Origin of the sequence: Rudaea sp. (genome assembly GCF_036383415.1) — a bacterium.
Taxonomy (GTDB): Bacteria; Pseudomonadota; Gammaproteobacteria; order Xanthomonadales; family Rhodanobacteraceae; genus Rudaea.
Genome location: NZ_DASVOK010000083.1, coordinates 1 through 12,613, shown reverse-complemented (window position 1 = coordinate 12,613; position 12,613 = coordinate 1). Strand labels below are relative to the sequence as shown.

Annotated in this window: 12 protein-coding genes and 1 tRNA gene; 8 read left to right on the top strand and 5 right to left on the bottom strand. The window is 65.5% G+C overall.

Going from position 1 to position 12,613, the window contains the following annotated elements; genetic code table 11:
- Positions 1–461 precede the first annotated feature (461 nt).
- From VF497_RS02940 to VF497_RS02930, 3 genes are all read left to right on the top strand, one after another.
- A complete protein-coding gene (locus VF497_RS02940) occupies positions 462–1,958 on the top strand; it encodes a M20 family metallopeptidase (RefSeq protein WP_330886098.1) in 1,497 nt (498 codons plus the stop codon).
- Complete coding sequence (locus tag VF497_RS02935; RefSeq protein ID WP_330886096.1) at positions 1,942–2,400, top strand: GNAT family N-acetyltransferase; 459 nt, start codon at positions 1,942–1,944, stop codon at positions 2,398–2,400. Before VF497_RS02940 ends, VF497_RS02935 begins: the two co-directional genes overlap by 17 nt.
- A 154-nt stretch (positions 2,401–2,554) precedes the next feature.
- Entirely contained in the window at positions 2,555–3,268 is a 714-nt protein-coding gene (locus VF497_RS02930; RefSeq protein ID WP_330886094.1) for a hypothetical protein, read from the top strand.
- 15 nt (positions 3,269–3,283) lie between these two features.
- On the opposite strand, the gene gnd is transcribed toward VF497_RS02930, so the two are convergent.
- Entirely contained in the window at positions 3,284–4,189 is a 906-nt protein-coding gene (gene gnd, locus VF497_RS02925; protein WP_330886092.1) for a phosphogluconate dehydrogenase (NAD(+)-dependent, decarboxylating), read from the bottom strand.
- A 340-nt stretch (positions 4,190–4,529) separates the two neighbouring features.
- Between gnd and VF497_RS02920 the strand changes: the two genes are divergently transcribed.
- On the top strand, positions 4,530–5,453 hold the full coding sequence (locus VF497_RS02920) for a hypothetical protein (protein ID WP_330886090.1): 924 nt from the start codon (positions 4,530–4,532) through the stop codon (positions 5,451–5,453).
- A gap of 432 nt (positions 5,454–5,885) precedes the next feature.
- On the opposite strand, the gene VF497_RS02915 is transcribed toward VF497_RS02920, so the two are convergent.
- Positions 5,886–5,961 (bottom strand) — tRNA-Asn (locus VF497_RS02915).
- Between the two features lie 80 nt (positions 5,962–6,041).
- On the bottom strand, positions 6,042–6,893 hold the full coding sequence (locus VF497_RS02910; RefSeq protein ID WP_330886088.1) for a 23S rRNA (adenine(2030)-N(6))-methyltransferase RlmJ: 852 nt from the start codon (positions 6,891–6,893) through the stop codon (positions 6,042–6,044).
- 59 nt (positions 6,894–6,952) lie between these two features.
- Here VF497_RS02910 and VF497_RS02905 point away from each other — a divergent pair, with 59 nt between their 5' ends.
- The 3 genes from VF497_RS02905 (at position 6,953) to VF497_RS02895 (ending at position 10,215) form a co-directional block, all read left to right on the top strand.
- The gene (locus VF497_RS02905; protein ID WP_330886086.1) at positions 6,953–7,366 is read left to right on the top strand and encodes a hypothetical protein; all 414 of its coding nucleotides are present in this window, start codon (positions 6,953–6,955) and stop codon (positions 7,364–7,366) included.
- Between the two features lie 84 nt (positions 7,367–7,450).
- A complete protein-coding gene (locus tag VF497_RS02900) occupies positions 7,451–9,268 on the top strand; it encodes a copper resistance system multicopper oxidase (RefSeq protein WP_330886084.1) in 1,818 nt (605 codons plus the stop codon).
- Positions 9,268–10,215 (top strand): copper resistance protein B, encoded by a 948-nt coding sequence (locus tag VF497_RS02895; protein WP_330886082.1) that lies wholly within the window; start codon positions 9,268–9,270, stop codon positions 10,213–10,215. Before VF497_RS02900 ends, VF497_RS02895 begins: the two co-directional genes overlap by 1 nt.
- Before the next feature lie 13 nt (positions 10,216–10,228).
- Here the strand turns inward: VF497_RS02895 and VF497_RS02890 are convergent, their stop codons facing one another.
- Positions 10,229–11,179 carry a GlxA family transcriptional regulator gene (locus tag VF497_RS02890; RefSeq protein ID WP_330886080.1) on the bottom strand — a complete coding sequence of 317 codons (951 nt, stop codon included), beginning with the start codon at positions 11,177–11,179 and terminating at the stop codon, positions 10,229–10,231.
- A gap of 145 nt (positions 11,180–11,324) precedes the next feature.
- On the opposite strand from VF497_RS02890, the gene VF497_RS02885 reads away from it, so the two are divergent.
- A complete protein-coding gene (locus VF497_RS02885; RefSeq protein WP_330886078.1) occupies positions 11,325–12,140 on the top strand; it encodes an SDR family oxidoreductase in 816 nt (271 codons plus the stop codon).
- A 42-nt stretch (positions 12,141–12,182) separates the two neighbouring features.
- On the opposite strand, the gene VF497_RS02880 is transcribed toward VF497_RS02885, so the two are convergent.
- A partial coding sequence (locus VF497_RS02880; RefSeq protein ID WP_330886076.1) for a class III extradiol ring-cleavage dioxygenase occupies positions 12,183–12,613 on the bottom strand: 431 nt, incomplete at its 5' end.

Genomic DNA, 12,613 nt, shown 5'->3' with positions numbered 1-12,613 from the left:
GCTTTTGCTTTTGCTTTTGCTTTTGCTCTCGCTCTTGCCGTTGCTTCTGCGCGCAGGAGCGCGCAGCTTTGGTTTTTCTGGGTCCCCATTGCATTGCGGCGGCAGCGGACGAAGAGGCCCCGCAGGGGTGCGCGCGAGGGATCGCGCGCATTCCGTTGCCAGCACACGGATGTGCTGTCAACGGAACCCGGCCGCTGACGCGGACCCTTCGGGCAGGATGCCCGAAGGGCGCAATGCTCTGGGGCGCATTCTCTTTGGTGACTTTCTCTTGTGCGAGCAAGAGAAAGTTACCCGCTCGTCCGCAGGACGAGTGGAAGCCCTTGCTCTTCAAGACGACAACTAAAAGGGCGTGGCCAGTCAAAGCAAACGACGTCACCAATCAAACCCGCGCAAAGCGGCCCTCGTCAGCTTGGAGCAGTGAGACTAAAATCGCCACCTTGAAATTTGCCGAGGTGATTTCGATGGATGCCAACCTGACCCGTACCGATGTTTCCGCGCGCTGGGACGAGGAGATCGTTCCGCAGCTCGTCGAGTACATCAAGATCCCGAACAAGTCGCCGATGTTCGACAAGGACTGGGCGGCGCACGGGTTCATGGACCAGGCGGTCGCGCAGCTGTCGGGTTGGGCCAAGGCGAAGGCGATCGAGGGCATGACGGTCGAGGTCGTCCGCCTCGACGGCCGCACGCCGCTGATCTTCGTCGATGTGCCGGCGTCGGCCGATGCGAAGAGCGGCGACGATTGTGTACTTTTATATGGTCACCTCGACAAGCAGCCCGAGATGACCGGTTGGTCGGAAGGACTGGGCCCGTGGATGCCGGTGATTCAGGGCGACAAACTTTACGGCCGCGGCGGCGCCGATGACGGCTACGCGATCTTCGGTTCACTCGCCGCGATCCTCGCGCTCAAGGCGCAGAAGACGCCGCATGCGCGTTGCGTCGTGCTGATCGAGGCCTGCGAGGAATCGGGCAGCTACGACCTGCCGTATTACGTCGATCATCTCGCCGCGCGTATCGGCAAGCCCTCGCTGATCGTCTGCCTCGACTCGGGTTGCGGCAACTACGACCAGCTCTGGCTGACGACTTCGCTGCGCGGCCTGACCGGCGGCAATCTCAGCGTGCGCGTACTCGAGGAGGGGGTGCACTCGGGCGATGCCTCGGGCGTGGTCGCGTCGAGCTTCCGTATCCTGCGCAAGATCCTCTCGCGACTCGAGGATCAGGACACGGGCAAGATCGTGCCGAAGGAATTCCACGTGGAAGTGCCCGCGCAGCGCGTCGAGCAGGCGAAGCAGGCGGCCAAGGTGCTCGGCGATGCGGTGTATTCGAAGTTTCCCTGGGTCGATGGCATGCAGCCGGTCAGCAAGGACGATGCCGAGCTCGTGCTCAACCGCACCTGGCGGCCGGCGCTCGCGATCACCGGCGTCGGCGGCATTCCGGCGCTCGACTCGGCCGGCAATGTGCTGCGGCCGTTTACTGCGGTCAAGCTGAGCCTGCGCGTGCCGCCGACGCTCGATGCGGCGAAGGCCGGTGCCGAATTGAAAGCGTTGCTGGAAAAGGATCCGCCGTACGGCGCCAAGGTCACGTTCGATCTGGAAAAAGCCGGCAGCGGCTGGAACGCGCCCGCGCTCGCGCCGTGGCTGGAGCAATCGGTCGACGCCGCCTCGCGCGAATTCTTCGGGCCGCCGCCGGCGTACATGGGCGAGGGCGGCTCGATCCCGTTCATGGGCATGCTCGGCGAGAAATTCCCCGGCGCGCAGTTCCTCATTACCGGCGTGCTCGGCCCGCACTCGAATGCGCACGGGCCGAACGAATTCATCCATATCCCGACCGGCAAGCGCGTGTCGATGTGCGTGGCCAAGGTGATCGCCGACCACTACGCGGCCAGCGTCGCCGGACTGACGCGCGGCGTTGCGGCGACGCATGCGCACACGGTCAAGGGCAGAGATGGCTGCTGCGATTGACGCGCACATCGTCGTTCGCGCCGCGGACGAAGGTGATGTGGAATCGATCGCGGCGCTGGCGGGGCAACTCGGCTACCCGACGGCGCCGGCCGAGATGCGCGAGCGCTACGCGCGCGTCCGTGCCGCGCGTGCGGGTGAAATCTTCGTCGCGGTGCTTGCGGCGGACGGCCGTGTCGTCGGCTGGACCCACGTGGTTCCGTGCCTGCAGCTCGAAGGCGCAGCGCATGCCGAACTGGCCGGGCTTGTCGTCGACGAACACGTGCGCGGCAGCGGCATCGGCAGGGCCCTGCTCGCGGCCGCCGAACAATGGGCGCGAATGCACGGCTTCGCGTTGATGCGCGTGCGCAGCAACGTCGTGCGCGAGCGCGCGCACCGTTTCTACGAACGCGAAGGCTATGCGCGGATCAAGGCGCAGGCGATGTTTCGCAAATCGATAGCGTAGGCAAAACGCTGCTCCGCGTCGGCAAGCCGTCGCGATCTGGATGTCCGTACGCTGAACGCAGGCCGGCCGCGTGCCGTGCCTTCCACATTTCCTGCACGTTTCGTTTCCAGACTCGCGCCGGTTCGATCGCACCGCTCAATCGGAAACGCCAAGCATGATGACGAAAATCTCGATCGCGGAAGAATCCGACGCCTGGTGCCGCCGGCTCGGCAACTTCGCGCCCATCGTCTACCAGCCGGCGCCGATGCCGGGACATTCGCCGCGCGGCGGGCACCGTGTGTTCGAGTTGGCCAGCCTCGTTTCGCGTCCGCCGGCGCGCAGCGCGCACGGCAGGGCGACGCCGTTCTTGGTCGCCGCACTGTTCGTGGCGGCGCTGGGCTGGCCGCTGTCCGGCGCGGCGCAGATGGGCGGTGGCATGGGTGGCGGTGGTATGGGCGGACGCGGCGGACATGGCAGCCATGGCGACCGGCCTCCCGGCGCACCCGCGTCGAAGAATTCCGATGCGGTCGCGCATGCACCGAGTCCGCTGCGTGCCATGCTCGGCGAGATGCGCAAGCTGCGCGCCGACCTGCTGCTCACGTCCACGCAGATCGAGCCGTGGTCGAAGATGGATGACGCACTGCGCGAATGCGTCGAACTCGAACGTTCGCGCGCGCCGGCGCTGCAGCCAGGCGCCGCGATCGACGGGTCGCTGTACATCCAGGATCTGGCCGACAATCAGCGCGCACTCGCGGACGCCGAAGGCCGCTTCGCCGCGGCGACGAAAGCTGCTTTAGCGACGCTCAATCCGCGACAGTTGCAAACCACGCGCGGTCGGCTCGGCGACGCCATCGCCAGTGTGCAGACGGCGGCGCCGTCAGCGCCCTGATCGCGCACCGCGCAGCTACTCCTTCTTCATCTCGTGCCCGCCGAACTGGTTGCGCATCGCCGCGAGCAGTTTGTCGGAGAATGAATCCTTGTCGCGCGAACGAATGCGTTCGAGCAACGAGGCCGCGATGACCGGCGTCGATACGCCGAGTTCGATCGCGTCGGCCAGGGTCCAGCGGCCTTCGCCGGAGTCGGCCACCCAGGGCGCGATGCCCCGCATTGTCGGGTTCTTCGCCAGCGCATCGGCGGTGAGGTCGAGCAGCCACGAGCGCACCACACTGCCGTGACGCCAGATCTCGCCGATCTGGGCGAGGTCGAGCGCGAATTCCTGCTTGTGTTCGAGGATCGAGAACCCTTCGGCGTAGGCCTGCATCATGCCGTACTCGATGCCGTTGTGGATCATCTTGGTGTAGTGCCCGGAACCGGATGGACCGACGCGGCCCCAGCCGCTATCTGGCGCGGGCGCGAGCGTGGCGAAGATCGGTGTCAGCCTCGCCACGGCGGCTTCGTCGCCGCCGATCATGAGGCTGTAGCCCTCCTGCAAACCCCAGACGCCGCCGCTGGTGCCGCAGTCGACATAGTGGATCTGATGCTCGGCGAGGCGTTGTGCGCGGCGTTGCGTGTCCTTGTACATCGAGTTGCCGCCATCGATGAGCGCGTCGCCTCGCGCGAGCAGCGGCAGCAGGTTGTCGATCGTCTCGTCGACCGGCGCGCCGGCCGGCACCATCAGCCAGAGCGCACGCGGCGGCTTGAGCGCGGCGACGAGTTCGGCCAGCGACGCGGTCGGCTCGATGCCGTTCTGCGCGGCGCGCGCGCGGCTCTCCGCGCTGAAGTCGAATCCCGCGACGCGATGTCCACCGCGCACCAGCCGCTGCGCCATGTTCGCGCCCATGCGGCCCAAGCCGATCATGCCGAGTTCCATTGCCTGCTCCGTCGAAAGTGGGAAAGGAGTGTCGCCTGCGGAAGATAGGGACGCAATGCGAAGACATAAAGGCCGTCGCATCGATGGCTTCTGCCGCGCGGACCGCGAAATGAACGTCCGGCGCGCCAGTTGGAATAAAGTGCTGTTCCGAAACTGTGGTGCGCGGCGGTGCCGCGCTTCGAGGCAGTCGTGGCGCAAGCCCGTACACGAATGCGGCATCCTGCCGCATTTTTGGTCGAGACACGTCGCCTAGACTACGCAGCCGGCAGGGTGGCGGTTCGCCATCCGGGTTCTCATGAGGAGTTGCATGCGTCCCATCGTTCGTTGCTTGTTTGCGGGAATGGCCGTTGCCATAGTTTCGCCGGCCGCGCTCGCCTGCTCGGCCTGCGGCTGCACGCTGAGTTCGGACTGGGCCAGTCAGGGATTGGCCACGAGCAAGGGTTGGCGCTTCGACGCGCGTTTCGATTTCTTCGACCAGGATCAGCTGCGCGAAGGCACGAGCAGCATTGCCCGCGATGCCGTCGCGATTCCGAACGAGCGTGAAGTGCAGCAGTACACGACCAACCGCAACTACACGTTCGCGCTCGACTACAGCCCGGGCAAGGATTGGGGCGTCAGCGTCGCGCTGCCGTGGTTCAACCGTTCGCACGGCACGATCGCCGCGGGTGACGAGGCGGTTTCAACCTCGCACGATGAGGGCATCGGCGACCTGCGCGTGCTCGCGCGCTATTCCGGCTTCGATGCGCAACGCGACACCGGCGTGGAATTCGGCGTCAAGCTGCCGACCGGTGCGTTCGGCAGCAAGTTCGCAAGCGGGCCGCAGCAGGGCGAGACCATTGATCGCGGACTGCAACTCGGCACCGGCACCACCGACCTGTTGCTCGGCGCGTATCACTTCGGCGCGTTCAACGCGGACTGGGGTTACTTCGGCCAGGCGCTGCTGCAGCTGCCGCTGAACTCGCGCGAAAACTTCAAGCCGGGCACCGGACTCAATCTCAACGCCGGCCTGCGCTACACCGCGAGCGAAACCTTCGTGCCGCAGTTGCAGGTCAATGCGCGCTTCGAGAAGCGCGAGCAAGGCGCGAACGCCGATGTCGACAACAGTGGCGCGACCCTGATCTACCTCAGTCCCGGCATGACCTGGAATTTGTCGCGCCGCTTTTCCGCGTACGCGTTTGCACAGGTGCCGCTGCATCAGCGCGTCAACGGCCTGCAGATCGAATTGCGCTGGTCGGCGTCGGTAGGGCTGCACTACATTTTCTGATGCGCGGTCACTGCGCGATACGTGCGCAATCGCCCGGCTTCACGCGACGGAATTGGGGGGGGCGCCAATTTTCCTGTCAGTAAATAGAAAGACCCCGAGCATTCCGGTGCCCGGGGTCAATATTGCAATCTGCCTTGCGGTAAGGAGATCACGAGGGAAAAGCTACGCCCAGCCGCGCAGCCGCTCAAGGTACGCGAGCTGAATGCGGCGCTACCGTTGGGCGGCATTCAATATTGTGAAGCGCGGGATGACGTCAACAAGTTGAACCGGGCAATTGTTTTTCCGTCGATTTCTCCTGCGTCGCACGCGTGCCGAGAGTGGGCAGCTCGCCGAAGCTCCCGTTTGTGACAGCGGCGAAATATCGCCCGGCAGGCATGCTAGCGCCGCCGAAAAGAAAAACGGCCCGCATTTCTGCAGGCCGTTTTGTTCAATTGGCTCCCCGAGACGGACTCGAACCGCCGACCCAGTGATTAACAGTCACTTGCTCTACCGACTGAGCTATCGGGGAATCGCATGAGCGAGCCGCCTATTTTCTTCGACGCAGGCCGTTCAGTCAATAGCTGGCGAACAGGCTTTGCAATGCATTCGTCACTCCCGTGTCAGCCACTCGAGACGGTGGCTCGCGCGTGGGCTGCGCGCGAGCAGGCGCTTGAGGTCGGGCAGCAGCCCTGCGAGCCATGTGTCGAACTGCCACGGCGCGTTGACGATGACCATGCCGCAGCCGTTGAGGCGCAGCGGTGAATCGTCGGCATCGATCATCAGTTCGGCGACCAGCGTTTTCTTGATGCCCTGCTTGGCGAACCAGCGCTGGAACGGCAGCACCTGCCGATGTAGCTTGATCGGATACCAGATCGCGTAGATGCCGGTCGGCCAGTGGGCATGGGCATTCGCCAGCGCCGATTCGATCGTACGGAACTCGGCTTCCTGCGCCTCGAACGGCGGGTCGATCAGGACCACGCCGCGCCGCTCCTTCGGCGGCACCAGCCCGGCCAGCGCGGCGTAGCCGTCGCGCTGGTGCACGCCGACGCGCTTGTCGCCGGCGAACAGCTTCCTCAGCGCGGCGGTTTCCGCATCCTGCACTTCGCACAGCGCGATGCGGTCGCTTTCGCGCAAGGCGAGGCTCGCGATCAGCGGTGATCCGGGATAGACGTTTAGATGGCCGTTTGCGTCGGCGGCATTCGCCGCGCGCAGCAGGTCGAAGTAGGGGCGCAGACTGCCGGGCAGGTTCGTGGCGACGAGCAGGCGCTGGACGCCGTCGACAAACTCGCCGGTCTTGCGCGCTTCTTCGTCGCGCAGGTCGTAGCGGCCAGCGCCGGCGTGCGTGTCGATGTAGCAGAACGGCGTCGGCTTGGCCTTCAGCGCGTCGAGGAGACCGATCAGGATCGCGTGCTTGAAGACGTCGGCGAAGTTGCCGGCGTGGAATGCATGACGGTAGTTCATGCTGAATCGTAGCATCCGTTCGGCTTGCATCGGCGGTGCGGTGCGGGCACCATGCACGCATGCAACGCAGTTCCCGCCCGCCGTTCCGCCTGCAGCGCCTTGCGCGCAGCCGGTTTGCGCGCCTGCTGGCGCAGGCGATGGCGGTGCTGCTGGTCCTGGCGAATTTCTCCGCCTGGGCGACGCCCGCTTCGCACACCGAGATTGTGGCGTCGACGGCGACGTCCGCCACGTCACACCATCATTGCGACGAGGCGGCCACGCAGGCGGACGCCAGCAAGGGCAAGGCGGCACACGGCAAAGGCTGTCCATGTTGCGTAGGCGGTGCCTGCGCCTGTGGTTATTCCTGCTCCACTGCGTTGGCCACGGGTTTTTCCTTTCCTGCCTCGCCTCCGGCGGCGCAATTGCCGCAGTTGGACCGTGCCGCCTTTTTTGACGCCGCCGGCGAGCGCCGGTTGAGGCCACCGATAGCCTGACTCGTTCGATGTTTCGTTCCGCCGCGGGTGTCCGCGCGCGGATGATCTGGCGCGCCGTGCGTGCCGCACAACGACACGAGTACGATGAACAGATACAACCCAATTCCCTTGGCGGAGCGTCTTGCGCTGCCGTCACGCCGCCGCTTCGTGCAGGGCCTGACTCTCGGCGGCATCGTCGCCGGTTTCGGCCTCGATGCGCGTGCAGGCGCCGCGGCCTCGCCCGTGCCGCAAGTCCCTGTGCTGTCGGGAGGTGAATTCGATCTTTCGATCGGCACGACGCCGGTCAACATCACCGGCGCGCGGCGCATCGCCACGGTCGTCAACGGCTCGATGCCCGCGCCGGTGCTGCGCTGGCGCCAGGGCGACACGGTGACGCTGCGCGTGCGCAACACCTTGTCGACGACGACTTCGATCCACTGGCACGGCATGATTGTGCCGGCCGACATGGACGGTGTGCCGGGCCTGTCCTTCATGGGCATCGCGCCCGGTGAGACTTACGCCTATCGCTTCAAGGTGAACCAGAGCGGCACATACTGGTATCACAGCCACTCGCGCTTCCAGGAGCAGACCGGCCTGTACGGCGCGATCGTGATCGACCCGCGCGAGCAACGCACGCGCGTCGATCGCGACTACGTCGTCATGCTTTCCGACTGGAGCGATGCTGATCCGGAGTGGCTGTTCGCCACGCTGAAGAAGCAGGGCGACTATTTCAATTTCGGCAAACCGACGGTTGGAGATTTCCTGCGCGACACGCGCACGCAGGGCTTGGGCGGTGCGCTCGCCGAGCGGCGCATGTGGAACGAGATGCGCATGAATCCGAGCGATCTTGCCGACATTTCGGGCTATGCCTACACCTACCTGATGAACGGCGCCTCGCCCGCAGCGAACTGGACGGGGCTGTTCGCGCGCGGCGAAAAAGTGCGGCTGCGCTTCATCAACGGCTCGTCGATGAGTTTTTTCGACGTGCGCATTCCGGGCCTGAAGATGCGCGTGGTCGCGGCCGACGGGCAGGAAATCGAGCCGGTTACGGTCGACGAATTCCGCATCGGCAATGCCGAGACGTACGACGTCATCGTCGAGCCGGATGCGGACCGTGTCTACACGATCTTCGCCCAGTCGATGGATAGGTCGGGCTACGCGCGCGGCACGCTCGCCCCGCGCGCCGGCATGAGTGCCGAGGTGCCGGCGCTCGATCCACGCCCGCTGCTGACGATGCGCGACATGATGGGTGAGATGGACCATTCCGCGATGCCGGGCATGGATCACTCGAAGATGGACCACGGCTCGATGCCGGAGATGAAAGGCTCCGAAGGCAGTTGCGGCGCGAGCATGATGGGCACGAAGAAAGGCACCGAGGGAAGCTGCGGCAACATGCCCGGCATGGCGATGCCCGCAGCGACGCCGCTGAAGATGGGGCCGACGGTCGACATGCTCGTCGCCACGCCGCGCGCGAATCTCGACGATCCCGGCATCGGCCTGCGCGACAACGGCCGGCGCGTGCTGACCTATGCCGACCTGCACACGCCGGGTGCGCCGATCAGTGCCGAGCCGCAGCGCGAGATCGAGCTGCATCTGACCGGCCACATGGAGCGCTACATCTGGTCGTTCGACGGCAAAAAATTCTCCGACGCGCAGCCGATCCGGCTCAAGCACGGCGAGCAGGTGCGCATCAGTCTGATCAACGACACGATGATGACGCATCCCATCCACCTGCACGGGATGTGGAGCGAACTGGAAACGCCGCAGGGCGAATTCCAGGTGCGCAAGCACACCCTGGTCGTGCAACCTGCGCAGAAGATCAGCTATCGCGTCAGTGCCGATGCGATCGGCAACTGGGCCTACCACTGCCATCTGCTCTATCACATGGAAGCGGGCATGTTCCGCGTCGTGGAGGTGGCGTGATGCGTACGGCGAACTGGATTCTGTGGTCGAGCCTGCTGATGGCACCGTCGTTCGCGGTGCTCGCGCAGGAGCAAACGCAGGACGAACATGCGCATCATCATGCCGCGGCTTCGAAGCCGGCGGCCGAAACGCAAGCGAAGAAGCCAGAAGAACACGCGGCCGACGCGCACGCGCATCACCACGATGCCGCCGCGACGGCATCGGCTGCGCACGTCGACACGAAGGTCGTCGTCGATGAGCACATTCCGCCCGATCCGCCGCAGCACCCGATGGCGCCGATGTCGGATGCTGAAATGACGCGCGTGATGGCAATGGACGACACGGCGAAGCTGTTCATGTTCAAGCTCGACACGTTCGAACGTGCGAAGGGTGACGAGGCGTATTCGAGCGCATGGAATGCGCAGGCTTGGTACGGCAGCGACTTCGACAAGCTGCTGTTGCGCAGCGAAGGCGAGCGTGAGCATGGGAAAACCGATGCGCGTGTCGAGGCGTTCTGGAATCATGCCTTCGCCAGTTTCTGGGACTGGCAGCTCGGCCTGCGCCACGATTTCGGTAGCGGCCCGTCGCGCGACTGGGCAGCGTTCGGCGTGCAGGGCCTCGCGCCGTACTGGTTCGAGATCGAAGCTGCGGCCTATCTTGGCGATGGCGGACGCACGGCGTTCGGGGTGCGCGCCGAATACGAGCTTCTGCTGACCCAACGCCTGATCCTGCAGCCCGAGGTCGAGCTCAATTTCTACACCAGGAACGACCGCACGCGCGGCGTCGCATCGGGGCTCGGCGATGCGGAATTGGGATTGCGCCTGCGCTACGAAATCCGCCGCGAGTTCGCGCCATACATCGGAGTCGTGCGCAAGTATCGACGCAACTTCGAGGCGGATGGGTCTCGCTTCGAGCCGATCGGCCGTAGCGAGACGCAGGTCGTCGCCGGGCTGCGCTTGTGGTTCTAGACGCGGCCGTTGCCTAGGCCGCTTCGAGCTCCGCCCGCCGCGCCGCGCGCTTGATCGCCTGCGGCGGTTGCGCGTACTTGCGCATGAATGCGCGGCGCATGCGTTCGGGATCGCCGAAGCCGGTTTCGCGCGCGATCGTTTCGATCGAGTGATCGCTCGTTTCGATCAGGGTCTTCGCCGCCTCGACGCGCAGGTTCTCGACTGCCTTGGCCGGCGGGTGTCCGGTCTCGTCGTGGAAGACGCGGCTGAACTGGCGCGGGCTCAGGTGCGCGACGTCGGCGAGTTCCTCGACCGAAAGCGCCTTGCGCAGGTTGCGCCGCGCGTAGCTCAACGCGCTTTGGATGCGGTCGGATTGCGGATCGAGTTCGAGCAGCGCGGAGAACTGCGACTGACCGCCGCTGCGCCGGTGATAGACGACCATGTGCTGCGCGATCCAGCGCGAAAGCTCGCTGCCGAAATCGTCCTCGACCAGGGCGAGGGCGAGATCGATGCACGCGGCCATGCCGGCGGAGGTCCACACGCCATCGTCGGCAATGAAGATGCGGTCATCCTCGACCTTCACCTGCGGATAACGCCGCTGCAGCTCGCGCGCCTTGAGCCAATGCGTCGTTGCACGGCGGCCATCGAGCACGCCGGCGGCGGCGAGAACGAAGGCGCCCGTGCAGATCGCCGCAGTGCGCCGCGACTTCGCCTGCGCGCGGCGCACGAAGCCGGTCAGGCCCGCCGACGGTTCGGCGACCGCGAGGTCGCCCATGACGATGAGCGTGTCGAGATTCGCGCGCGCGAAAGACTGTGTCTCGACCGCGATGCCGGCCGAGGAGGTGACCATGCCGCCGTGTTCGGACAGCAGGCGGATGTCGTAGCGCGCACGCGGCGCCTGCCGGTTGGCCATCTCGAACACGGTGACGGCTGCCATGTCGAGAATCTGGAAGCCGGGGAAGACGACGAAGCCGATACGTTTCATGGGTCGGAGTCTGAAAACAAGGAATGTCTGAAAAGGAGGTAATTATGACATTCTGGACATAGTCTGCGCGCACAGACTGGCCTCAGTCAAATCCGTCCGCGGCATGTCGCCGCGAACCATAGCCAAACCAGCAAGGAGTACCGTCATGAACACCCCCATTCGCAAAGGCACGTTTCTCGTCACCGGTGCTTCGTCCGGCATCGGCGCGGTCTATGCCGAGCGCCTCGCACGCCGTGGCCACGATCTCGTTCTCGTCGCGCGCGACGCGGCCAGGCTCGGCGTGCTCGCGGCGAAACTCACCGCCGAGACCGGGCGCGATGTCGGCGTTCTCATCGCCGATCTCACGTTCAAGGCGGATGTACATCGCGTCGAGGACCGTTTGTACAACGATGCGAAGATCACCGGCCTCGTCAACAACGCCGGTGTCGGCGGCAGCGCGAAGCTGATCGATTCCGATCCCGACGAACTGGAAGCCCTGATCGACATCAACGTCGTTGCCTTGACGCGTCTGGCCAGCGCCGCGGCGCGCGGCTTCGTCGAGCGCGGCGGCGGCACGATCGTCAATATCGCCTCGATCGTCGCGCTCGCGCCGGAACTGCTCAGCGGCGCCTACAGCGGCTCGAAGGCCTATGTGGTCAACTTCAGCCAGTCGATGCACGGCGAACTCGCCGACAAGGGCGTGCGCGTGCAGGCGGTGCTGCCCGGCGTCACCGTGACCGATTTCTGGGACAAGACCGGCGTGCCCGTTGCGCACCTGCCGAAGGAGTGGGCCATGTGCGCCGGCGAGATGGTCGATGCGGCGCTGGCCGGACTGGACCAGGGCGAGGTGATCACGATTCCGTCGCTGCCGGACATCGCCGACTGGAATGCCTACGAAGCCGCGCGCAAGGCGCTCGGGCCAGGGCTTTCGCGTCAGCACGCGGCGGAGCGCTATCGCCTTGGCGAGCAGCAGGCGGCGTAAGCGCGAATCCCGCCATCGCCCGCGGCGCGCGGGCGATGGCGATCAGCTGACAAGCACCGATGTCATCGAGATCGTGCTGAAGTAGCCGACGTTGTGGAAGGAAGTTTGATCGTCGCCGCGACGCGCGCCGAGCACATGGAGCAGCGGCAGGTAATGCTCGGGGGTCGGCACGGCGAGTGCGGCCTGCGGATCGAGCGTGCGCCAGTCGAACAGGTCCGCGTCGCGGCCGGCGGCGATGCGTTCGCGTACGGTTTCGTCGAAGCGCACGGTCCAGTCGGTCGGTCGCGGATCGCGGAAGTTCAGCGTGCGCAGGTTGTGCACAATATTGCCGCTGCCGAGGATCAGCACGCCTTCGTCGCGCAGCGCGCCGAGTTCGCGGCCGAGCGCGTGATGGAACGCGCCCGGCTGCGCGGTATCGATGCTGAGCTGCAGGGTTGGCACGTCGGCCTGCTGATACATGATCTCGAGCACGC